We start from the raw sequence: 19,107 nt of genomic DNA on the forward strand, positions 1-19,107 counted from the left end.
CTCCGCTGCGCACGGTCGCCCGCCGAATGGCGTGTATTTCTGTCTGACGACGGCGAGCTTCACGCGCTCAGCAGCTCGTCACACGCGGCGAGCACCTTCTCCACCGGCAACGTCGTCAGGCACTCGCTGACCTTGCCGCCGCCGCAGCCGTCGAGGCCGCAGGGCCGGCAGGAAAAGTCGGCGGTGACGACACGGTGGGCGACGTTCCAAGGCCCCCATTCCTTGTCGCCCGAAGGTCCGAACAGCGCTACCGTCGGCGTGCCCATGGCGGCGGCGATGTGCATCGGCGCCGAATCGACGCCGACGAACAGCCGCGCCTGCGCCGTGAGCGCGGCGAGTTCCCGCAGCGAGAGCTGGCCGGAAAGATCGAGCGGAGCGGTCTTGGCAGCGGCCAGCACGGCGGCGATCAGCGCCTTCTCCTTCTCGTCCGGCGCGGCGGTGAGCACGATGCGCCAGCCTTGTTCGTGCAGCGCGTCGGCAAGCGCCGCGACCTTCTCCGCCGGCCAGCACTTGAACAGCCAGCGCGAGGCCGGGTGCAGGTGGATGTAGCGTCCGGGCTCGAGGCCATGCTCGCGCTGCAGGGTGCCGACATGCACCTCGGCGGCCGCGCCCGGCATCATGGCGACGCGCTTGTCGGCGGGCTCGGGCTGGATGCCGATGCGGCGCAGGGCGTCGAGGTTGGACTCGACGGTGTGGCGCAGCGGATGGTTCGAGCGCGGGTAGAAGTGGCTGAAGCTGGCGCGCCAGAAGTCGCCCTTCTGCTTCGGTGCCACCGACCAGCGCGGCTGCAGCAGGCGGGTGAGCCAGGCCCCGCGCTTGTGCTCGGTCAGGTGCACGACCAGGTCGTAGCCGCGCGCGCGCAGGTGAGACAGCAGCCCCAGCTCGGCGCGCGCCTGCGTCACGAGGCCCTGCCGCTTCCAGTTGCGGTCGATCAGGTGCAGTTGCGCTATGGCCGGATGGTCGGTCAGCATCGGCGCGGTATCGGCATAGACCAGCGCATCGACCTCGCAGCCCGGCGCGGCGCGCTTGAGCGTGGCCAGCACGGGCGCGGTCAGCAGCACGTCGCCGTGGTGGCGCAGCTTGATCACCAGCGCGCGGCGGACTTCGGCGAGGGGGACGGCGTCTTCAACCATGGCGCCTATTCTGCCAGACGATGCGCCCACCCTCGATCAGGGTGGCGGTGCCGTATTCGAACTGCATCGAGAACCACGCGTCGGCCGCGACGCCGGCGAACTCGGCGGCACAGAGTTTCATCACGCCGGCGTGGGCGACGAGCACTGCATCTTCTGCCCGCTCGTCGAGGAAGTCGCGCACCCGCAGCCGCAGGTCCGCCACCGCCTCGCCGCCCGGCGGTGCGAAGTGCAGCGGATCGGCGGCCCAGGCGTCGAGTGCGGCGCGGTCGATGGCATCCCAGGCCTGCATTTCCCAGGTGCCGAAATCCAGCTCGAGCAGGCGTTCGTCGATAACCGGCACTGGGTGCAGCAACTCGGCGAGTTCGCGGCAGCGCCGCAGCGGGCTCGAAAACAGCGGGGCGTCTGCGGGCAGCAGCGGGCGCAGGGCTTCGGCGCAGGCGAGCGGATCGGCCGCCAGCGCCAGGTCGGTGCGGCCGTAGCAGGTGCCGGCCGCGACGTCGGGCAGCGGATGCCGGATCAGGAACAAACGCATATCAGTCCGAGATAAAAGGCCAGTTCGGCCAACTGCTGCGTCGCGCCGAGGCAATCCCCCGTATAGCCGCCGATGCGTTTGACGAAGTAACGCGCCGCCAGCAGCGTCACGGCGGTGACCAGCAGCAGTGCGACCACGACTTGAGTCGGGGGCAGCAGCAGGCAGGGCGCGAGGCCGAAAAGCGCGGCGAGCGCAAGTTCGCCCCTGCCCATGCGTGTCGCCAGCGGCTTGGATTTCGAGGAATCGTCGTCGCGGGCATAGTCGAGGGTGAAGATCAGCATGGTCGAGGTGAAGCGCGAGACAGTATGGCCGGCGATCAAGGCCGCCAAAAAACTCGGCGCTGGCGACACGCCCCGCAGGAAGTCCCCTTGGGGGACGGTGGCGAGGACGACCAGCGCCTCGAACTTCGCCAGCAGCGTGAGGCCGATGCCGATCGCGCCGTAGCTGCCGATGCGCGAGTCCTTCATGATCGCCAGCACCTGCTCGCGCGTCCAGCCGCCGCCGAAGCCGTCGATGCTGTCGGCCAGCCCGTCTTCGTGGAAGGCGCCGGTCGCGAGCAGGGTCGCCGCCATGCCGAGCAGGACGGCCAGCGGCGCCGGCCACAGCTTCATCGCCGCCAGCGTGACGGCCGCGCCGATGGCGCCGACGATGATGCCGACCAGCGGGAAGTAGCGCGCGGCGTGGTTCAGCTGCTCCGACGAATGCCCGACCCACGCCGGCACCGGCAGCCGCGTGAAGAAGCGCAGCGCGGCGAAGAAGTACCCGATCTCCCTGCGGATCACGATTTATCGCTGACGCCTGCCGATTCGAAGCTGGCCATCTCGTTCACGAAGGCGCAGGCGGCGCCGAGCAGCGGGAAGGCCAGCGCCGCGCCGGTGCCTTCGCCCAGGCGCAGGCCGAGGTCGAGCAGCGGACGTGTGCCGAGGTGAGCGAGCTGGACGGCGTGTCCGGGTTCGCCGGAGCGGTGGGCGAAGACGCAGTAGTCGAGGATGGCCGGCGCCAGCCGTGCGGCGACCAGCAAGGCGGCGGTGACGATGAAACCGTCGATCACCAGCACCATGCCGCCTTCCGCGGCGGCGAGCATGGCACCCGCGAGCATCGCGATTTCGAAGCCGCCGAAGCGCGCCAGCACGTCGAGAGGTTCGCCGCTGCGTTCGGGCCAGGCGGCGAGAGCCTGCTCCAGCAAGGCGTGTTTTCGTGCCAGCCCGGCGTCGTCGAGCCCGGTGCCGCGGCCGACGACCTCGACCAGCGGTGCGCCTGTGAGGCAGTGGGTCAGCAGCGAAGCGGAAGCCGTGTTGCCGATGCCCATCTCGCCGAAGCCGATCGCGTTGCAGCCGCGCACCGCGAGATCGCGGGCGACCCGCGCGCCGTTGGCCATGGCCTGCGCGCATTGTTCGGTACTCATGGCCGGGCCGTCGAGGTAATTGGCCGTGCCGGAAGCCGAGACTTTTGCATCAACCAGATTCGGGCACGGGCCGAAGTCGTGGGCGACGCCCGCGTCGGCCACCACCAGCTCGACGCCGGCCGTGTGCGCCAGCGCGTTGATCGCGGCGCCGCCGGCGAGAAAGTTCTCCACCATCTGCCAGGTCACGTCCTGGGGATAGGCGGAGACGCCCGCCTTCGCCGCGCCGTGGTCGCCGGCGCAGACGAGGATGTGCGGGGCGAGGATGCGCGGCGACAGCGTGCCCTGGATCAGTCCAAGCTGCAGCGCGAGTTCCTCGAGGCGGCCGAGGCTGCCCGGCGGCTTGGTCTTGCGGTCGACCTTGCGGCGCAGTTCCGCTTCGAGCGTTCGGCCGACGGCCGGAATGTGGATGTGCATGCTTCCCTCGTAGAATCGCGACTTTACCCTGACCGCCCGCCCATGCGCCCTGCCCTGCTGCTGCCGCTGCTCGCCGTCGTCGCCTGCGCCGGCTTCCTGCTGGCTTTGGCGGCAGGCTCGCAGGGCATCGAGCCTGCGCGCGCCTGGCAGGCGCTGACGGATGGTGCCGGCGGACTCGAGCGCGAGGTGATCCTGAACCTGCGCCTGCCGCGCGCGCTGGCCGCCTTCGGCGTGGGTGCCTTGCTGGCGCTGGCCGGCGCCCTGCTGCAGGCGCTGTTGCGCAACCCGCTGGCCGATCCCTTCGTCCTCGGCATCTCCGGGGGGGCGGGTGCGATGGCGCTGCTGGCGATGCTGGCGGGCTTGTCCGGCATCTGGCTCGCGGGCGCGGGACTCGGCGGCGCCGCGCTCTCGCTCACCGTGCTGTTGCTGCTGGGCTGGCGCGGCGGCCTGCTGCCGCACCGCCTGCTGCTGGCGGGCGTGATCCTGTCCTCGGCCTGGGGGGCGCTGGTCACGCTGATCCTCGCCCTCGCGCCCGATGCGCCGCTGCGCGGCATGGTGTTCTGGCTCATGGGCGACCTCTCGGGCGTCGATCCGGCGCACGCCGCGACGCCACCGCTGGCGGCAGCGCTGGCGCTGCTGCTGGCGTGGCCATTGGCGCGCGGCTTCGATGCGCTGGGCCAGGGCGATGTCGCGGCGCGCGCGCTGGGCGTCGCGGTCGGGCGCCTGCGCGCCGCGGCGCTGCTGCTCGCGGCGGTGGTGACCACGCTGGCGGTGCTGGCTGCCGGCAGCATCGGCTTCGTCGGTTTGGTGACGCCGCATGTGCTGCGCCTCGCCGGCCTGCGCCGCCACCGCGTGCTGCTGCCCGGCTGCGTGCTTGCGGGCGGCACGCTGCTGCTGCTGGCGGACCTCGCCGCGCGCACCGTGGCCGCGCCGCGCCAGCTGCCGGTCGGCGCGGTGACGGCGGCGCTCGGCGCCCCGATCTTCCTCTGGCTGCTGGCGCGGGACCGCCGATGACGCTGGCGACGCGCAAGCTCTCCGTCTCCATCGCCGGCCGCGACGTCTGCCGCGATCTCGACCTGACGGTCGAGCCCGGCAGCCGCTGGTCCATCCTCGGCGTCAATGGCGTCGGCAAGACCACTCTGCTGAGCACGCTCGCCGGCCTGCGCCCGGCGCAAGGCGGCGAGGTCCTGCTCGACGGCAGGCCGCTCGACGAAACCCCCGCACGCGATCGGGCGCAGCGCCTCGGCCTGATGGCGCAGGAGGATCGCGACGATCCCGAGGCGACGGTGCGCGAGGTGGCGCTGCTCGGCCGCCTGCCGCATCTCGCCTGGTGGCAGGCCGAGACGGGTCGCGACGAGGCGCTGGCGCGCTACGCCATCGAAGCGGTCGGACTGGCCGGGCTCGAGGAGCGCCGCGCGGCGACGCTCTCCGGCGGCGAACGCCGCCGCCTCGCCCTGGCTGCGCTGCTGGCGCAGGAGGTGCCGCTGCTGCTGCTCGATGAGCCGACCTCCCATCTCGACATGCACCAGCAGATCGCATTGCTCGACCTCCTGGTCGGCTGGAGCGAGCGCACCCTGGTGATGACCCTGCACGAAGTCAATCTCGCGGCACGCTATTGTTCCCACGTGCTGCTGCTGTTCGGCGACGGCCAGTGCTGCGCCGGCCCTGTGGCCGATATGCTCTCGGCCGAGGTCTTGACGCGACTCTACCGCCACCCCGTGGCCGCGATCGACACGCCGCACGGCAGCCACTATTTCCCTGTCTGAACGGCGCGCTGCCGCGCCGTTTCCAGCGCTTCGCACAGCCGCTCTGCGCCTTCGAGCAGGCGCGGCGTATGGCGCTGCAGCAGGTCGGGCGGCACGACGAAAAGATTGCCGCGCTTCACCGCGGTGAGCTGCGGCCAGCGGCGCCACTGTTCGAGCCATTCCCGTCGCACCGTTTCCATTCCGCCGGAGACGATGGCTTCGGGATCGGCCCGCAGCACCGCCTCGAGTTCGACCGCCTCGGCCGGCTGCGTCAGGCGGGCGAAGACGTTGCGGCCGCCGCAGAGGGTGATCGCGGCGCTGATGACGTGCTCGCCGCCGACGGTCATCAGCGGCTGGTTCCAGATTTCGTAGAAGACGCCGACGCTGCGCCGCCCGGCGTATTTCTCGCTCAGAGCGGCATGCCGCCGCTCGAAGTCGCGCGCCGCCGTCTCGGCGGCCGCGCTGGCGGTCAGCCGGCCCAGGCGGCGCAGCGTGGCGGGGATGTCCTCGAGTTTCTTCGGCTCGCTGACGAACACCGGAATGCCGAGGCGCGCCAATTGCGCGACCTGCGCCGGCGGATTGCCGCTGCCCCAGGCGACGGCGAGGTCGGGCTTGAGCGTGGCGATGCGCTCGAGGTCGAGCGCCGCGTAGCTGCCGATCCGCGGCAATTTCTTCGCTGCCTCGGGATGGTCGGAGTATTCGACGGCCGCCACCACCCGCTCGCCGGCGCCGGCGGCGTAGAGCAGTTCGGTGACGTGGGGCGAGAGGCTGACGATGCGCGCTGCAGGCCGCGCCAGCCGCACGAGCTTGCCGGCGTCGTCGGTCGCGGCGACTTCGCCTAACGCGGCGCCGGATAACGTGAGCAGGAACAGCGCGAGCAGGCGCTTCATTTGAGTACCAGCGGCAGGCCGGCGGCGACGAAGGTGACGCGCTCGCACAGCGCGGCCACGGCCTGATTGAGCCGCCCGGCCTCGTCGCGGAAACGCCGCGCCAGCGCGTTGTCCGGCACGATGCCGAGGCCGACTTCGTTGGCGACGAGGATCACCTCGCCCGGCAGTACGGGCAGAGCCGCGAGCAGTGCCGCCGTCTCGCGTTCGAGCAGCCCGGCATCCTCGGCCAGCATCAGGTTGGTCAGCCACAGGGTCAGGCAATCGACCACCACGCAAGCGCCGTCTGAGGCGCAGTCATGGAGTGCCTGCGCCAGCCGCAGCGGCTCCTCGAGCGTGCGCCAGCCTGCGGGCCGCTCGTCGCGGTGGCGGGCGATGCGCCCGGCCATCTCGGCGTCGAGCGCCTGGGCCGTGGCGAGCCAGGCCACCGCGTGGCCCGACTGCGCGAACGCTTCGGCGCGCCGTAGCGCCAGCGCCGACTTTCCGGAACGGGCGCCGCCGAGGATCAGCTCCTTCATTGCGGCTCGTACCTCACGCCGACGAACACATTGGCGCCTGCCGTGGCGTAGTCGCGGCGCAGTTCGTAACGCTTGTCGAAGACGTTGTTGGCGCGGGCGAACAGGTTCCAGCCCTTGTCGATCGCATACTGGCCATGGAGATTGACGATACCGTAGCCGCCGAGCGTGATGGTGTTGGCCTGGTCGTCGTAACGTACACCGGACCCGACGACCTCGCCGCCGACCTGCCAGCGCTCGGCGCGATAGTCGGCGCCGAGGGTGCCGTAATGCTGGGCGCGATTGACCAGCAGCTTGTCGGTGGTCTGGTCGCGCGGGTCCTGGAAGTCGAGGTTGCCGCGCAATTGCCAGTTGCCGAAGGTCGCCGAGCCGGCCAGCGTCGCGCCGGTGAGCAGCGCCCGATTGACGTTGGTCGGCGTGTAGAACCAGGAACCCGGCGGCGTCTCGACCCAGTCGATGAGGTCGCGCACCTCGTTGCGGTAGAGCGTGAGCGAGAGGCGCTGCCGCGGCGTGTCGTAGACCAGCGCGCCTTCGCGGTTCTGTGAATGCTCCGGCTGCAGCTTCGGGTTGCCCGCGCCGAAGAAGCTGGCGGGGAAGTAGAGGTCGTTGAAGGTCGGCGCCTTGAAGGCGCTGCGGGCGCCGAGCATCAAGCGCCAGGCCGGGGTGAACTGGTAGCCGTAGCTGATGCCGCCGGTGGTCTCGTCGCCGAATTGCGAATTGCTGTCGCCGCGCAGATTGACCTGGATGCCGTGCTTGTCGAACCAGCCCTGGTAGCCGGCCAGCAGCGAGTTGATCGTGCGCTGCGTCACCGGGTAGGCATTGGTCGAGGCGATGCGCTGCTTGAGTTGCTCCGCGGCGAGCAGCAGCTTGCCGGGGCCGGCCGTCACGTCGTTCTGCCAGACGACCTGGTCCTGCGTGGTGCGGAAGGTGTCCTTGAATTCGCGGTTGGTCGAGGGGTCGAGCCGCTGGTCGGCCATGTCGTCCGTGCTCTGGCCGATGCGCAGCGTGCTGGCCCAGATCTTCGTGAACTGGTTGCGCAGGTAGAGGTTGCCGCTCTGTACCGTCTGGCGCGTCTTCGAGTCGTAGTCGGTGGTGCAGGCGAAGAAGAAGGGATCGCACTGCAGCGCGTCCTTCTGCGTCGTGCCGTCGGAATAGAGTGCGTTGCCGCCCAGTTCATGGCCTTGTGCGAGGTTCAGGGCGAAGCTGCCGGAGAAATTGGTGTTCCGGTAGCCGTCGCGATCCTTGTTGTAGGCGAAATTCTGGTCGTTGGTGATCGCGTTGAAGCCCTTGGTGTCGACGAAGCCCGCCTGCAGGCTGAAGCGCCCGCCCTCGGTCTGGCCGCCGATGCCGGCGCTGCCCTGCCAGGTGTCGTAGGTGCCGTAACCGAGGCTGAAGTTGGGCGCGATCGGCCCGCTGCCGCGCTTGGTGAAGATCTGGATCACGCCGCCGATGGCGTCGGAGCCGTAAAGACTCGAAGCCGGTCCGCGCAGGATCTCGATGCGGTCGATGGCGGCGAGCGGCAGGTGTTCGAATGCGGTGGTGCCGAGCGTGGCCGAGCCGACGCGCATGCCGTCGATCAGCACCAGGGTGTGGGCGCCGTTGGCGCCGCGCATGAACACCGTGGCCGGCTGGCCGGGGCCGCCGGTGGAGGAGATCTCGAGACCGGGCTGGGTTTGCAGCAGTTCCGCCAGCGTGCTCTGGCCGGCCCGCTGGATATCCTCGCGCGTGACGACGCTGAGATCGCTGAGTGACTCGGCGGCGCGCATCTGCTGGCGGGTGCCGGTGACGACGATGGCCGCGTCATCGGCGGCATGGGCGGCGGACGAGGTGAACATCTGGAACAATGCGGCCGCGATGGCGGCGCGCCTGACGTTGCGATGCATGGTGACTCCCTGACGGCCTGCGTCCCCGCAGGCGGTTGCGGACAACGGAAACGTTCAGGGAAAATGCTCGATCGGTGCCACGATAGCGCCGAACGCCGCTTCCCCGCAGCGCTTCCAACGACTGTCCGTGGCCGGTCTCCGGGCTTGGAAGTCTTGATTCGTCGCCTTCCCGGGAGGGTTTCCCAGTGGCATCGTGACGAATCCGCACTTCCTTACCGTTGCGGGGGCAGCACAGGTATCGCACCTGTTTCCCGTTTCACCTGGCGGCTGGCTTGCGCGAGCCGTCCGGGCACCGCGGACAGGCACGCAGTATAGCAATGCGGCGAGCAGGCTTTCGGGGTGTCCGCATTTGATTCTCGGATTTACCTTAAGTCAGCTGCCTTACTTCTTGACTGAAAGGGAATTTTCAAAGAAACTTCGTCGGATGAATGGCGACGTCACCGCTCTCGAGTCCAAGCTCGACCAGTTTCTCGCGAACTTTCAGGAGTTGCGCGAGGAGAACCGCATGTTGCGCGAGCGCGTCGCCGGGCTCGAGGGCGAGAAGGTGACGCTGACCGACAAGATCCAGACCGCGCGCGTGCGGCTGGAAGCACTGATGGAGCGCCTGCCCGAGCAATGACCCGGAAATGAGCGGAAACACCCTCGACATCAAGCTGCTGGGCAAGGACTATCGCGTCGCCTGTCCGCCCGAGGAACGCGAGTCGTTGCAGGCTGCGGTGGACCTTCTCGACGAGCGCATGGGCGAAATGGCGACGAAGAGCAAGAGCACCGGCGAACGCCTGGCGGTGATGACGGCGCTCAATCTCGCACACGAACTGTTGTCGCAAAAAAATCCCGGCGCAGGCGTTGACAGGTACGATCTAAAGCGGAGAATCAGCGCCATGGAAGCGCGCCTGGACGAGGCTCTGGCCCTGCAGGAGAAGCTGTTCTAGCTGCGACAAAATCGCAGCCCGCGCCCGCGAATCCCCTGCGGTGTTCGTCAAGGTCGTAAATTCCTTTGAACCAATGTCCATGCGACATGGTCGCCGCCCATCGACGCCGCTGTTGCGAGCGCTCCTCGTCGAGCGCACCTGATGCGGCAGGAACGCGACCTCCCTGAACCCAGGTTCAGGATGCCGGCCTAACGGCACAGGCGGGGGACTGTACTGTGAAGAAGCGCGGAATCCCGGTTAAGGGTTCCGCGCTTTCTTTTCGCCTTTTTTCGACGATTTGCGTACCTTGTTCGCGGGCAAGCGCGCCACCTCGCGCTCGATCGCGGACAAGGTCGATTGCGACGTCTCCAGCAACGGACCGCCGAGAGCGACGGCCTGCCGCGCCGGCTCCAGCGCTTCGCGCCATTGGCCGAGGTCGGCCAGCGTCTGTGCCAGGTTGTTGAAGGCGGCCGCGTCCGTTGGCTTTGCCAGCGACGCGCGGCGGAATGCATCGGCCGCCGCCGCGAGCCGGCCACTGGCGTGCAGGGAATTGCCCAGGCCCATCAGGGCGAGGTAGCTTTCGGGCCAGCGCGCCAGCATCGCTTCGTAGGCCTGGCGGGCCTCCGCAGCGTAACCGAGGCGCTCGACGGCGACGACGGCGGTGCCGTAGCCGGCTTCGTTCGCGGTGGCCGGCAGGCGCGGCGGCGGCATCGCCAGCATCGCCCAGTACTTGCTGTCGCGCCAGAAGAAGTCGAAGGGGGCGAACGGCACGCGCTTCCTGCGCTGGTCGCCGGAACGCAGCAGGACCTCGCCCTTGTCGAGGTCGTAGCCGATAACCACCGCGTAGTGCCAGAAGGGCATCGGCCGCAGGCCGACGTTCAGCAGCACGATCACCGGATTGCCCGCGGCCACCTCGCGCAGCACGTCGACGAGGCTGGGGGCGAGCTGCCAGGCGATGTGGCCATTGCGTCGTGCGGCGGCGAGCATCTCGACCTGCAGGCTGCCCTCGCGCCCCGGCAGATAGACCTGCTCGGCCAGGGCCTCCGGGGTGATTGCGGTGCCGCTCGCGACCAGCACCGTCGCCAGCGCGGCCGGTCCGCAGTGGTGTTCCTGCTGCGGGAAGAAGGGCACGTCGGCGAGCTCGACACGCCGCGGCAACTGGTCGCGGTCGCGCGCGGCGCGCACGGCGTCGACCTGGGGCAGCCCGGCGCAGCCGGACAGCAGCGCGGCCGCCAAAAGCAGAAGGCCCGCGATGCGGGCCCCCTGTGGGCAAAACCTGCCGGCGCTCAACGGTAGTAGAAGTACCACAGAGCCCAGACGATGACGATCACCGCGGCGGCCACGGCCCACGGGCTGGCGGCACCGGCGGGCTGCGCCTGGATTTGGCCGGCGAGACGGCCGACTTCCTCGTCGGTCATCGCGGCGACGCGATCCCTGGCGCTGTCGGACGAGATGCCGAGTGCCTGCAATTCCGACTGCACGTCGGCACGGGCCAGATAAGTGGTCACCACCCCGCGCGCATCCTGCTGCTGCGCGGCGGCGATCTGGTCGGTCGGAATCATCCCTGCATGACTGGAGAACGGCAACGCCAGCATGCAGAGAACCAGCAGGCGGCTGACAAATTTCATGAATTGGCGTGACATGGCATGCTCCCTTTCTTGTTCGGAATGCTTACGGGACCAACAACCCTGCGGGTGCGACTCGCGACCCACCGATCCCACTCTAGTGCCGGGCGCGCTCCCGGTCAAGCGCTGTAACATTGCCGCCTTACGAGTTGCAGAACAGAGAAATCCTATGCGTTACTGGCTGATGAAGAGCGAACCCGAGGTCGTGGGCGTCGACCACGTACTGGCCATGCCCGGGCAGACCGTAGATTGGTGGGGCGTGCGCAACTACCAGGCGCGCAATTTCATGCGCGACCAGATGTCCGTCGGCGACAAGGTCTTCTTCTACCACTCGAACTGCAAGGAGCCGGGCATCGCCGGGCTGGCCGAGGTGGCGAAGAAGGCCTACCCGGATCGCACCCAGTTCGACCCCGGGAGTCACTATTACGACCCGAAGTCCTCGCCGGAAAACCCGCGCTGGGTGAACGTCGACGTGCGGGTGACGAAAAAGACGCGTCTGGTGAGCCTCGCCGAACTGCGCACCCACCCCGAACTCGCCCACATGCGTATCTTGCAGCGCGGCAACCGGTTGTCGATCACGCCGGTCGATCCGGCGGAGTGGGAGTTCATCGTCAAGCGGTTGATGAAATGACGACCTGGCTGCTGGTCTATCTCGGTCTGGGCATATTCGCCGGATTCGTCGCCGGGCTGTTCGGCGTCGGCGGCGGGCTGACCATCGTGCCGCTGCTGTTCATGCTGTTCACCGCGCAGAACTTCCCGCTCGAGCACACCATGCACCTGGCGCTGGGCACCTCGATGGCGACCATCGTGTTCACCTCGATCTCCAGCATGCGCGCCCACCACAGCCACGGCGCGGTGCGCTGGGACATCGTCAAGGTCTTCGCGCCGGGCCTGATCATCGGCACGCTGGGCGGCTCCTTCATCGCCACCTGGGTGCCGACGCGGCCGCTGGCGATGGTGTTCACCGCCATCGTCTATTACGCCTCGATCCAGATGATGCTCGACTTCAAGCCCAAGCCGCACCGTCAGCTTCCGGGCGGCTTCGGCATGCTCGTCGCCGGCGGCAGCATCGGCGTGGTGTCGAGCCTGGTCGCAGCCGGCGGCGGCTTCCTCTCCATCCCCTTCATGGTGTTCTGTAACGTGGTGATCCACCAGGCCGTCGGCACTTCGGCTGCGCTCGGCTTCCCGATCGCCGTGGCCGGCACCGTCGGCTACATCCTCAGCGGCATGAAGGCGACGGGCCTGCCCGAATATTCGCTCGGCTATGTCTATCTGCCGGCCTTCTTCGGCGTGGTGGCCATGAGCATGCTGATCGCGCCGCTGGGCGCGAAGACCGCGCACAGCCTGCCGGTGAAGCAGCTCAAGCGCGCCTTCGGCGGCTTCCTCGCGCTGCTCGCCACCAAGATGCTGCACGGCCTGCTATTTGCCTGAGTACTCGTCGCGCAGCAGGTTCTTCTGCACCTTGCCCATGGCGTTGCGCGGCAGGTCGTCGACGAGGAATACGCGCTTGGGCACCTTGAAGTTGGCGAATTCGGCCTTCACCGCCGCAATGATGCCGGCCTCGCTCAGCGCTTCGCCGGCCGCGTTCTTCTGTCGCACGACGACTGCGGTCACGGCCTCGCCGAAGTCCGGGTGGGGCAGGCCGATCACGGCCGATTCGGCCACGCCGGGCAGGGCATCGATCAGCTCTTCGATTTCCTTGGGGTAGACGTTGAGGCCGCCGGTGATGATCAGGTCCTTCGAGCGGCCGCTGATCACGATGTAGCCGTCCTTGTCCCAGGAACCCATGTCGCCGGTCCTGAAGAAGCCGTCGGCGGTGAATTCCTCCTGCGTCTTTTCCGGCATCCGCCAGTAGCCGACGAAGACGTTGGCGCCGCGGACCTGGATGCCGCCGATTTCGCCGGGCTTCACCGCCGTGTCCCCCAAGGGGACTTCCTGCGGGGCGTCACCGGCGCCGTCCGAGTGGATACCGCTTTGCATAACAATTCGGACCTCGGTGCCCGGCAGCGGGAAGCCGACCGTGCCGCCACGGCGCTCGCCGTCATAGGGGTTGGAAGTGAACATGCCGCCCTCGGTCATGCCGTAGCGCTCCAGTATCGTATGGCCGGTGCGCGTGCGGAATTCGTCGAAGGTTTCCCTGAGCAGCGGCGCCGAGCCGGAGACGAAGAGGCGGACGCTGCGACAGGTCTCGCGCGTGAAGCCCGGTTCGAGCAGCAGCCGCACGTAGTAGGTGGGCACGCCCATCATGACCGTCGCCTGCGGCAGCAAGGACATCGCTTGTTTTGCGTCGAACTTCGGCTCCCAGAACATGGCCGAGCCGTTGAGCAGACTGGTGTGACAGGCGACGAACAGGCCATGGACGTGGAAGATCGGCAGCATGTGCAGCAGCACGTCGCCCTTGCGGAAATGCCAGTAGGCGTGCAGCGTCTTCGCGTTGGCGCCAAGATTGCCGTGGGTCAGCATCGCGCCCTTGGAACGGCCGGTGGTGCCCGAGGTGTAGAGGATGGCGGCGAGGTCGGAGTCCTGGCGCGCGACCGTCCTAAAGGCATCGGCATGCGGCGCGGCGGCGTCGACGAGCGAGCCGTGGCCGGCATCGTCGAGCTCGAGCACGTGCGCCACGCCGGCCTTTGCCGCCACTTCGTCGGCGAGCGTGCGCATCTGCGGCCGGCAGACGAACAGGCCGGGTTGGGCATCGCCGAGGAAATACTCCAGCTCATGGCGCTGGTAGGCCGGGTTGAGCGGCAGGAACACCATCCCGGCACGTAAGCAAGCGAGATAGAGCACCAGCGCCTCGGCGCTCTTCTCGACCTGCGCCGCGACGCGGTCGCCCGGCCTGAGGCCGAGCGATGCGATCAGGTTGGCGATGCGACCCGAGGCGCGTTCGATGTCGCCGTAGGTCCACACGCGGCCGTCCGGCAGGATCATGCACGGCGCCCGCGGGTCCTTCGGGAAGTGCCGGGTGAGGAGGGCGTAGAGATTCATTTGACGTTCTGCGGCAGCCACATGGCGATTTCGGGGAAGACGGCGAGCAGGAAGATCGCGAACACCATCAGGCCGATGAAGGGCATGGTGCCCCAGATGATGTCGCGCAGCTTGATGTCGGGCGCGATGGAGTTGATGACGAAGAGGTTCAAGCCGACCGGCGGGTGGATCAGCCCCATTTCCATCAGGATGGTCATGATCACGCCGAACCAGACGAGGTCGATGCCGTGGGCCTTGAGCGCCGGCAGGATGATGGGCGTCACCATGAGGATGATGGCCACCGGCGGCAGGAAGAAGCCGAGCACCACCAGCAGGATGTTGGCGGCGACGAAGAAGCCCCACTTGCCCAGCGGCAGGGCCACCAGCCACTGCGCCACTTCCTGCGTGATGTGCAGGTAGCTCATGACGTAGGTGTAGAGGAAGCTGGTGGCGATGATCATCATCACCATGGTCGATTCGCGCACCGTGCCGCCGAGGATGGCCTTGAGGTCCGGCCAGCGCCAGCACTTGTAGATGACGATCACCATCAGCAGCGAGAAGAAGGCACCGATACCGGCGACTTCGGAAGGCGTGGCCCAGCCGCCGTAGAGCGCGACCATGATGATGACGATGACGCCGATGAAAGGGGCGAGGCGCGGCAGGGTCTCGAACTTCTCGCGCCAGGTGAAGCCTTCCTCGCGCAGGATCTCGCGCGTCGCGCCCGACTCGTCGCCGGCCAGAACGCGTGCCTTCTCCTGGCGGAAGCGGATCACCACCCAGACGGCGAAGAGCGCGGTGAGCAGCAGGCCCGGGCCGACGCCGGCCATGAACAGCTTGCCGATCGACTGCTCGGTGACCACGCCGTAGAGGATCAGCGTCAGCGACGGCGGGATCAGGATGCCCAGCGTGCCGCCGGCGGCGATGATGCCGGCGGCCAACGCCGGCGAGTAGCCGCGCTTCCGCATCTCCGGGATGCCCGAGGAGCCGATGGCGGAGCAGGTGGCCGGACTGGAGCCGCACATCGCGGCGAACACCGAGCAGGCCATGACGTTGGCCACGCCGAGACCGCCGGGGATGCGGCCCATCCAGCGGTTGAGCGAGGCATAGAGGTCGCCGCCGGCGCGCGACTTGCCGATCGCTGCGCCCATCAGCACGAACAGCGGAATGGTCAGCAGCACGAAGTTGTCGAGCTCGGAGTAGAGCGTTTCGGCGACGAGGCCGACGGTTTCGGCCGGCATGTAGATGAGCATGAACGTCAGCGCCACGCCGCCGACGGCGAAAGCGATGGGCATGCCCGAGAACAGGGCGATGAAGGTGACGACGCCGAAGAGCACGCCGATTTGTAGGGTGCTCATGCGATGGCTCCAAAGCAGTCCGGGCGCAGGGCAGCCCCAAGCCCGGACGGCACGCGCCGAAGGCGCAACCGGCTGGGACGTTCCCACGAAGCCGCCCGTGACAGTCGAGCGCAGCGAGCTTGCGGGCTCCCCCTCCGCGAGGAGGGGGCTGGAGGGTAGGGGGCGTTCATTCCTCGTCCTCCCGGTGCTGGTGCAGGTGCTGGTCGCCGATCTGGGCGATCATCTGCAGCGACAGCAGCGTCATGCCCAGCGCCATGAAGAAGTAGGCCGGCCACAGCTTCGGCCCCCAGGCGGTGTTGCTCATCTTGCCGTCGGCCCAGGCCTCGTGGAAGAAGGCCCAGGACTTCCAGGCGATGAAGGTGCAGAACGCCAGCGACAGGATGTCGCCGACCAGGTAGCGCCAGCGGTTGGCGCGTTCCGACATCAGGCTGTCGAGCACCTCGATGCCGACGTGGCCGCGCGAGATCTGGGTGAAGGCCGCGCTCATGAAGGTGGCGACGATCAGCAGCATGATCGACAGCTCGATCTCCCAGTCGGTCGCCCAGGCCAGCCAGTAGCGCACCGCCACCTCGAAGACGAGGATGCCGGTGCAGGCCACGATGGCGAAGCCGGACAGGTAGCCCGCCACCGTGTTGACCGCGGTGATGCCGCGGCTGAAAAGTCCCCAGATTTCGCGCATTGGAATACTTGACCCTTATTTGACTGAAGTGGCCATATCCATCAGGGCCTTGCCGTTCTTGACCTTCTCCTCGAAGTCCTTCCAGGCGGAGTTCTTCGCCACCTCGCGCCATTTCTCGAAGGCGGCCTTGTCCATGTCGACCACCTTGTCGCCGGCCTTGGTGTAGACCTCGGTGATGCGCTGGTCGTCGGCCTTGGCCGCATCCATGCCGAACTTCTCGAGCGAGGCGCCGACTTCCATAACGATCTTCTGCTGCTCGGGCGTGAGCGAGTCGAAGGTCTTCTTCGACATCAAGAGCGGTTCGAACATGAACCAGAAGGAATGGTTGCGGCCGGTGGTGAGGAAGTTCGAGGTCTCGTGCAGGCGGAAGCTGATCAGCGAAGTGGACGAGGTCAGCGCGGCGTCGAGCACGCCCGACTGCATGGCGCTGTAGATCTCGTTCGACGGCACGTTGGTGACGGCGCCGCCGGCGGCCTTGATCATCAGGTCCATCTCGCGCGAACCGCCGCGCACCTTCATGCCCTTGACGTCGTCGGGATTGACGACGTTCCTGCTCTTGGCCGCGATGCCGCCGGCCTGCCAGATCCAGGTCACGATCTTGACGTTCTTCTCGTCGAGGATGCGCGTGAGCTCCTTGCCGATCGGCGCGTCCTTCCAGCGCAAGCCCTGCTCGTAGCCGGTGATCAGCGCCGGCATCAGCGTTAGATTGACCTCGGGCACCTCGCCGCCGGCGTAGGCCAGCGGGTAGAGCGTCATGTCGAGGCCGCCGGTCGATACCGCCTTGAATTGCGGGACCGACTTCATCAGCGAGGAGGCCGGGTAGATCTCGAACTTGAGCGCGCCCTTGGTGCGCTTCTCGACCTCGGCGGCGAACTTGCGGGTCAGGCGATCGCGGAAATCACCCTCGTCGATGGTGCCGCCGGGGAACTGGTGGGAGATCTTGATGACCTTGGGGGTCTGGGCCAGGGCGTGGCCGCCGGCGAGCATCAGGGTGAGGGCGCTGCAGGCGGTGAGCAGGAACTTGCGTCGCATGGGTGTCTCCTTGTGGTTATGTCTGGCGTGCCAGCCGCCGCACGGCGGCCGAGGTGATGATGCTGCCGTCGCGGATGTGGGCCTCGACGTTGTCCTCGATGTCCTTCGGCTCGTAGAGATAGTTGACCATCAGACCGAGGGACTGCTTGAAACCCTTGGCCGAGATGTCGGCCAGGGGATTGATGCGCTCGATGCGGGCGCCGTTGCCGAGGTGGAAGCGCGCCACCGGGTCGAAGGGGCGATCCCTGCTCTTGGCATGGACCAGGTAGCGTGCGGCGAGCTTCAGCAGCGGCTCGCGCAGCTGCCGCGCCGTTTCGCGTTCCCCGACCCAGTCGCCGGCCGTCAGGGCGGCCAGGTCGAGATCGATGCCGGCTTCCTTCAGCGCTTCGGGGTTGCGCTTGAGCCAGCCCACCAGTTGCGGCAACGGCGACAGTGTGGCGAAGGTCTTGAGGCGCGGAAAGTCGCGCTGCAGGTCGTCGACGACGCGCTTCAACAGGAAGTTGCCGAAGGACACGCCGCGCAGGCCGGCCTGGGTGTTGGAGATCGAGTAGAAGATCGCGGTGTCGGCCTGGCGCACGTCGAACAGCGGTGCGGACTCGTCGAGCAGGGCCTGGACGCTGTCGGCGAGGTGGTCGGTCAGCGCCACCTCGACGAAGATCAGCGGCTCCTGCGGCATGCGCGGGTGGAAGAAGGCGTAGAGCCGGCGGTCGGAATCGAGCCGGTTCTTGAGGTCGGTCCAGGAGCGGATCTCGTGCACCGCCTCGTACTGGATCAGTTTTTCCAGCAGCGCGGCCGGCGAGTTCCAGGTGATGCGCTGCAGTTCGAGGAAGCCGACATCGAACCAGGCCGTGAGCCGGGCTTCGAGTTCGCGGTCGAGGGTGGCGAGCTCGGGGTCGTGTTCGAGAAAGCCGAGCAAGTCGGCGCGCAGGTCGACGAGGAACTTCACCCCCTGCGGCAGGGCATTGAACTGGGTGAGGATGCGTACGCGCGCCGAGCGCATCGCCGTGCGCAGCTCGGCTTCGGCGTCCCACTGCGCCGGCGTGCCGATTGCCGCCTGCCAGGCGGCATGGGCGGCGGCGACGCGCGCCGGCTCGGGGCCGAACTCGAGGGCTATCAGGCGCAGGAAATCGTGGCGGCCGCTCTCCGACAGTTGCAGGTAGGTCTCGCCCAGGCGCGCGGCGCGGCTCCGTGCCGACACCTCGCCGCCGAGGCCTTCGGCGCAATCCCGCAGCTGGGTGAGCAGGCGCGTGCGTTCGCGCACGGGCAGGGCATTCATGCCGACAGTCCCCGCATCAGCCGTTGCAGTGCAGCCAGCTGCGCCAGCAGGTGACCCTTCATGATCCGCTCCGCGCCATCGCCGTCCCGCTGATGCAGGGCCTGCATCAGGGCGCGATGCTCGCCCAGCGATTCCTCGAGCCGTCCCTCCAGCCGCAGCGAGCGGTGACGCGAGAGCTTCAGCAACTTGCGCAGGTCGCCGATCACGTGCTGCAGCCAGCGGTTGCCGGCGATGCCCTGCAGGGCATCGTGGAAGACGTAATTCACTTCGTAGTAGCGGTCCACGTCGCCGTCGGCGGCATGGCGTTCGAGGCTGGCATGGAGCTGATCGAGGCGCTTGAGGTCGGCGGCGGAGACCCTGAGCGCGGCCTCGCGGGCCACCTCGCCTTCGAGCAGCGCCATGATCGGGAAGATTTCCTCGAGATCGGCCGGCACGATTTCCGCGACGTAACAGCCGCGCCGCGGCCGGATCTCGACCAGGCCTTCCGCCGAGAGCACCTTGAGCGCCTCGCGCAGCGGCGTGCGCGAGATGCCGAGATCGCCGGCCAGCGCCGCCTCGTCCAGCCGCTGGCCCGGCGCCAGGTCGTTGCCGGCGATGCGGCGGCGCAACTCCTCGACCGCCTGCTGGCTCAGCGAGCTGCGGTTGAGCGCGGTGCTGCGGGTGGGTTGGGGCGCGGAGGTATTCACGGAGTCTGCATACGGTATTTTGTATACAAGCTAGCCACAAACGAAAACCGCGTCAATTTGCGCCGCAT

General features: G+C 68.0%; 21 protein-coding genes, 1 other RNA gene and 1 riboswitch. Of the genes, 7 read left to right on the forward strand and 15 right to left on the reverse strand.

Annotation, left to right across the window (positions count from 1 at the left end):
* Nucleotides 1–59: 59 nt before the first annotated feature.
* Genes rfaQ through cobT form a run of 4 tightly spaced genes read right to left on the reverse strand, consistent with a single transcriptional unit; the run spans nucleotide 60 to nucleotide 3,484 of the window.
* On the reverse strand, nucleotides 60–1,133 hold the full coding sequence (gene rfaQ / locus EJE94_RS04330; RefSeq protein ID WP_121240236.1) for a putative lipopolysaccharide heptosyltransferase III: 1,074 nt from the start codon (nucleotides 1,131–1,133) through the stop codon (nucleotides 60–62).
* Nucleotides 1,126–1,665, reverse strand: a complete 540-nt coding sequence (cobC, locus tag EJE94_RS04335; RefSeq protein ID WP_121240237.1) for an alpha-ribazole phosphatase family protein — start codon at nucleotides 1,663–1,665, stop codon at nucleotides 1,126–1,128. The genes rfaQ and cobC overlap by 8 nt, the downstream gene beginning before the upstream one ends.
* Nucleotides 1,650–2,447, reverse strand: coding sequence for an adenosylcobinamide-GDP ribazoletransferase (locus EJE94_RS04340; RefSeq protein WP_121240238.1), 798 nt, complete (start codon nucleotides 2,445–2,447; stop codon nucleotides 1,650–1,652). Before EJE94_RS04340 ends, cobC begins: the two co-directional genes overlap by 16 nt.
* Nucleotides 2,444–3,484, reverse strand: coding sequence for a nicotinate-nucleotide--dimethylbenzimidazole phosphoribosyltransferase (gene cobT / locus EJE94_RS04345; RefSeq protein ID WP_121240239.1), 1,041 nt, complete (start codon nucleotides 3,482–3,484; stop codon nucleotides 2,444–2,446). Before cobT ends, EJE94_RS04340 begins: the two co-directional genes overlap by 4 nt.
* Before the next feature lie 42 nt (nucleotides 3,485–3,526).
* On the opposite strand from cobT, the gene EJE94_RS04350 reads away from it, so the two are divergent.
* The gene (locus EJE94_RS04350; protein ID WP_121240240.1) at nucleotides 3,527–4,498 is read left to right on the forward strand and encodes a FecCD family ABC transporter permease; all 972 of its coding nucleotides are present in this window, start codon (nucleotides 3,527–3,529) and stop codon (nucleotides 4,496–4,498) included.
* On the forward strand, nucleotides 4,495–5,250 hold the full coding sequence (locus EJE94_RS04355; RefSeq protein ID WP_121240241.1) for an ABC transporter ATP-binding protein: 756 nt from the start codon (nucleotides 4,495–4,497) through the stop codon (nucleotides 5,248–5,250). Before EJE94_RS04350 ends, EJE94_RS04355 begins: the two co-directional genes overlap by 4 nt.
* On the opposite strand, the gene EJE94_RS04360 is transcribed toward EJE94_RS04355, so the two are convergent.
* From EJE94_RS04360 to EJE94_RS04370, 3 genes are read right to left on the reverse strand one after another with little or no spacing between them, the layout of a single operon-like run.
* Nucleotides 5,235–6,119: a cobalamin-binding protein gene (locus tag EJE94_RS04360; protein WP_121240242.1), complete on the reverse strand. Its 885-nt coding sequence runs from the start codon at nucleotides 6,117–6,119 to the stop codon at nucleotides 5,235–5,237. The genes EJE94_RS04355 and EJE94_RS04360 overlap by 16 nt on opposite strands.
* Nucleotides 6,116–6,634, reverse strand: coding sequence for a bifunctional adenosylcobinamide kinase/adenosylcobinamide-phosphate guanylyltransferase (gene cobU / locus EJE94_RS04365; protein ID WP_121240243.1), 519 nt, complete (start codon nucleotides 6,632–6,634; stop codon nucleotides 6,116–6,118). Before cobU ends, EJE94_RS04360 begins: the two co-directional genes overlap by 4 nt.
* Entirely contained in the window at nucleotides 6,631–8,514 is a 1,884-nt protein-coding gene (locus EJE94_RS04370; protein ID WP_121240244.1) for a TonB-dependent receptor domain-containing protein, read from the reverse strand. Before EJE94_RS04370 ends, cobU begins: the two co-directional genes overlap by 4 nt.
* Nucleotides 8,515–8,626: 112 nt before the next feature.
* Nucleotides 8,627–8,826: riboswitch (cobalamin riboswitch) on the reverse strand.
* Between the two features lie 112 nt (nucleotides 8,827–8,938).
* On the opposite strand from EJE94_RS04370, the gene EJE94_RS04375 reads away from it, so the two are divergent.
* The 3 genes from EJE94_RS04375 to ssrS all read left to right on the forward strand — a co-directional run bounded on the left by EJE94_RS04375 (nucleotide 8,939) and on the right by ssrS (nucleotide 9,657).
* Nucleotides 8,939–9,133 carry a hypothetical protein gene (locus EJE94_RS04375; protein ID WP_121240245.1) on the forward strand — a complete coding sequence of 65 codons (195 nt, stop codon included), beginning with the start codon at nucleotides 8,939–8,941 and terminating at the stop codon, nucleotides 9,131–9,133.
* Nucleotides 9,134–9,140: 7 nt separating this feature from the next.
* Entirely contained in the window at nucleotides 9,141–9,446 is a 306-nt protein-coding gene (locus EJE94_RS04380) for a cell division protein ZapA (protein ID WP_121240246.1), read from the forward strand.
* A gap of 29 nt (nucleotides 9,447–9,475) precedes the next feature.
* Nucleotides 9,476–9,657: non-coding RNA, 6S RNA (gene ssrS / locus EJE94_RS15035), on the forward strand.
* 26 nt (nucleotides 9,658–9,683) lie between these two features.
* Here the strand turns inward: ssrS and EJE94_RS04385 are convergent.
* Together EJE94_RS04385 and EJE94_RS04390 are read right to left on the reverse strand one after the other, a co-directional pair.
* On the reverse strand, nucleotides 9,684–10,661 hold the full coding sequence (locus EJE94_RS04385) for a PA2778 family cysteine peptidase (RefSeq protein WP_207855720.1): 978 nt from the start codon (nucleotides 10,659–10,661) through the stop codon (nucleotides 9,684–9,686).
* A gap of 50 nt (nucleotides 10,662–10,711) precedes the next feature.
* Nucleotides 10,712–11,068: a PA2779 family protein gene (locus tag EJE94_RS04390; RefSeq protein ID WP_121240247.1), complete on the reverse strand. Its 357-nt coding sequence runs from the start codon at nucleotides 11,066–11,068 to the stop codon at nucleotides 10,712–10,714.
* A 151-nt stretch (nucleotides 11,069–11,219) separates the two neighbouring features.
* Between EJE94_RS04390 and EJE94_RS04395 the strand changes: the two genes are divergently transcribed.
* Together EJE94_RS04395 and EJE94_RS04400 are read left to right on the forward strand one after the other, a co-directional pair.
* On the forward strand, nucleotides 11,220–11,681 hold the full coding sequence (locus EJE94_RS04395; protein WP_121240248.1) for an EVE domain-containing protein: 462 nt from the start codon (nucleotides 11,220–11,222) through the stop codon (nucleotides 11,679–11,681).
* Nucleotides 11,678–12,481, forward strand: a complete 804-nt coding sequence (locus EJE94_RS04400; protein ID WP_121240249.1) for a sulfite exporter TauE/SafE family protein — start codon at nucleotides 11,678–11,680, stop codon at nucleotides 12,479–12,481. The genes EJE94_RS04395 and EJE94_RS04400 overlap by 4 nt, the downstream gene beginning before the upstream one ends.
* On the opposite strand, the gene EJE94_RS04405 is transcribed toward EJE94_RS04400, so the two are convergent.
* The 6 genes from EJE94_RS04405 to EJE94_RS04430 all read right to left on the reverse strand — a co-directional run bounded on the left by EJE94_RS04405 (nucleotide 12,470) and on the right by EJE94_RS04430 (nucleotide 19,039).
* Nucleotides 12,470–14,032 carry a malonate--CoA ligase gene (locus tag EJE94_RS04405; protein ID WP_121240250.1) on the reverse strand — a complete coding sequence of 521 codons (1,563 nt, stop codon included), beginning with the start codon at nucleotides 14,030–14,032 and terminating at the stop codon, nucleotides 12,470–12,472. The genes EJE94_RS04400 and EJE94_RS04405 overlap by 12 nt on opposite strands.
* Nucleotides 14,029–15,366 (reverse strand): TRAP transporter large permease, encoded by a 1,338-nt coding sequence (locus EJE94_RS04410; protein ID WP_121240251.1) that lies wholly within the window; start codon nucleotides 15,364–15,366, stop codon nucleotides 14,029–14,031. Before EJE94_RS04410 ends, EJE94_RS04405 begins: the two co-directional genes overlap by 4 nt.
* Nucleotides 15,367–15,532: 166 nt before the next feature.
* Nucleotides 15,533–16,045, reverse strand: coding sequence for a TRAP transporter small permease subunit (locus EJE94_RS04415; protein ID WP_121240252.1), 513 nt, complete (start codon nucleotides 16,043–16,045; stop codon nucleotides 15,533–15,535).
* A 15-nt stretch (nucleotides 16,046–16,060) separates the two neighbouring features.
* Entirely contained in the window at nucleotides 16,061–17,077 is a 1,017-nt protein-coding gene (gene dctP, locus EJE94_RS04420) for a TRAP transporter substrate-binding protein DctP (RefSeq protein WP_121240253.1), read from the reverse strand.
* Between the two features lie 16 nt (nucleotides 17,078–17,093).
* The gene (locus tag EJE94_RS04425; protein ID WP_121240254.1) at nucleotides 17,094–18,353 is read right to left on the reverse strand and encodes a malonyl-CoA decarboxylase; all 1,260 of its coding nucleotides are present in this window, start codon (nucleotides 18,351–18,353) and stop codon (nucleotides 17,094–17,096) included.
* Nucleotides 18,350–19,039, reverse strand: a complete 690-nt coding sequence (locus EJE94_RS04430; RefSeq protein ID WP_121240255.1) for a GntR family transcriptional regulator — start codon at nucleotides 19,037–19,039, stop codon at nucleotides 18,350–18,352. The genes EJE94_RS04425 and EJE94_RS04430 overlap by 4 nt, the downstream gene beginning before the upstream one ends.
* Between the last annotated feature and the right edge of the window lie 68 nt (nucleotides 19,040–19,107).

This window comes from Sulfurisoma sediminicola, from assembly GCF_003865015.1.
Lineage (GTDB): Bacteria > Pseudomonadota > Gammaproteobacteria > Burkholderiales > Rhodocyclaceae > Sulfurisoma > Sulfurisoma sediminicola.

Excerpts from the sequence above, each read along its gene's own strand:
- EJE94_RS04410 (WP_121240251.1), bottom strand. The coding sequence starts at position 15,366 with ATGAGCACCCTACAAATCGGCGTGCTCTTCGGCGTCGTCACCTTCATC.
- EJE94_RS04390 (WP_121240247.1), bottom strand. The coding sequence starts at position 11,068 with ATGTCACGCCAATTCATGAAATTTGTCAGCCGCCTGCTGGTTCTCTGC.
- EJE94_RS04360 (WP_121240242.1), bottom strand. The coding sequence starts at position 6,119 with ATGAAGCGCCTGCTCGCGCTGTTCCTGCTCACGTTATCCGGCGCCGCG.
- EJE94_RS04405 (WP_121240250.1), bottom strand. The coding sequence starts at position 14,032 with ATGAATCTCTACGCCCTCCTCACCCGGCACTTCCCGAAGGACCCGCGG.
- EJE94_RS04400 (WP_121240249.1), top strand. The coding sequence starts at position 11,678 with ATGACGACCTGGCTGCTGGTCTATCTCGGTCTGGGCATATTCGCCGGA.
- EJE94_RS04380 (WP_121240246.1), top strand. The coding sequence starts at position 9,141 with ATGAGCGGAAACACCCTCGACATCAAGCTGCTGGGCAAGGACTATCGC.
- EJE94_RS04425 (WP_121240254.1), bottom strand. The coding sequence starts at position 18,353 with ATGAATGCCCTGCCCGTGCGCGAACGCACGCGCCTGCTCACCCAGCTG.
- EJE94_RS04355 (WP_121240241.1), top strand. The coding sequence starts at position 4,495 with ATGACGCTGGCGACGCGCAAGCTCTCCGTCTCCATCGCCGGCCGCGAC.
- cobT (WP_121240239.1), bottom strand. The coding sequence starts at position 3,484 with ATGCACATCCACATTCCGGCCGTCGGCCGAACGCTCGAAGCGGAACTG.
- EJE94_RS04350 (WP_121240240.1), top strand. The coding sequence starts at position 3,527 with ATGCGCCCTGCCCTGCTGCTGCCGCTGCTCGCCGTCGTCGCCTGCGCC.
- rfaQ (WP_121240236.1), bottom strand. The coding sequence starts at position 1,133 with ATGGTTGAAGACGCCGTCCCCCTCGCCGAAGTCCGCCGCGCGCTGGTG.
- EJE94_RS04370 (WP_121240244.1), bottom strand. The coding sequence starts at position 8,514 with ATGCATCGCAACGTCAGGCGCGCCGCCATCGCGGCCGCATTGTTCCAG.
- cobU (WP_121240243.1), bottom strand. The coding sequence starts at position 6,634 with ATGAAGGAGCTGATCCTCGGCGGCGCCCGTTCCGGAAAGTCGGCGCTG.
- EJE94_RS04415 (WP_121240252.1), bottom strand. The coding sequence starts at position 16,045 with ATGCGCGAAATCTGGGGACTTTTCAGCCGCGGCATCACCGCGGTCAAC.
- cobC (WP_121240237.1), bottom strand. The coding sequence starts at position 1,665 with ATGCGTTTGTTCCTGATCCGGCATCCGCTGCCCGACGTCGCGGCCGGC.
- dctP (WP_121240253.1), bottom strand. The coding sequence starts at position 17,077 with ATGCGACGCAAGTTCCTGCTCACCGCCTGCAGCGCCCTCACCCTGATG.
- EJE94_RS04375 (WP_121240245.1), top strand. The coding sequence starts at position 8,939 with ATGAATGGCGACGTCACCGCTCTCGAGTCCAAGCTCGACCAGTTTCTC.
- EJE94_RS04395 (WP_121240248.1), top strand. The coding sequence starts at position 11,220 with ATGCGTTACTGGCTGATGAAGAGCGAACCCGAGGTCGTGGGCGTCGAC.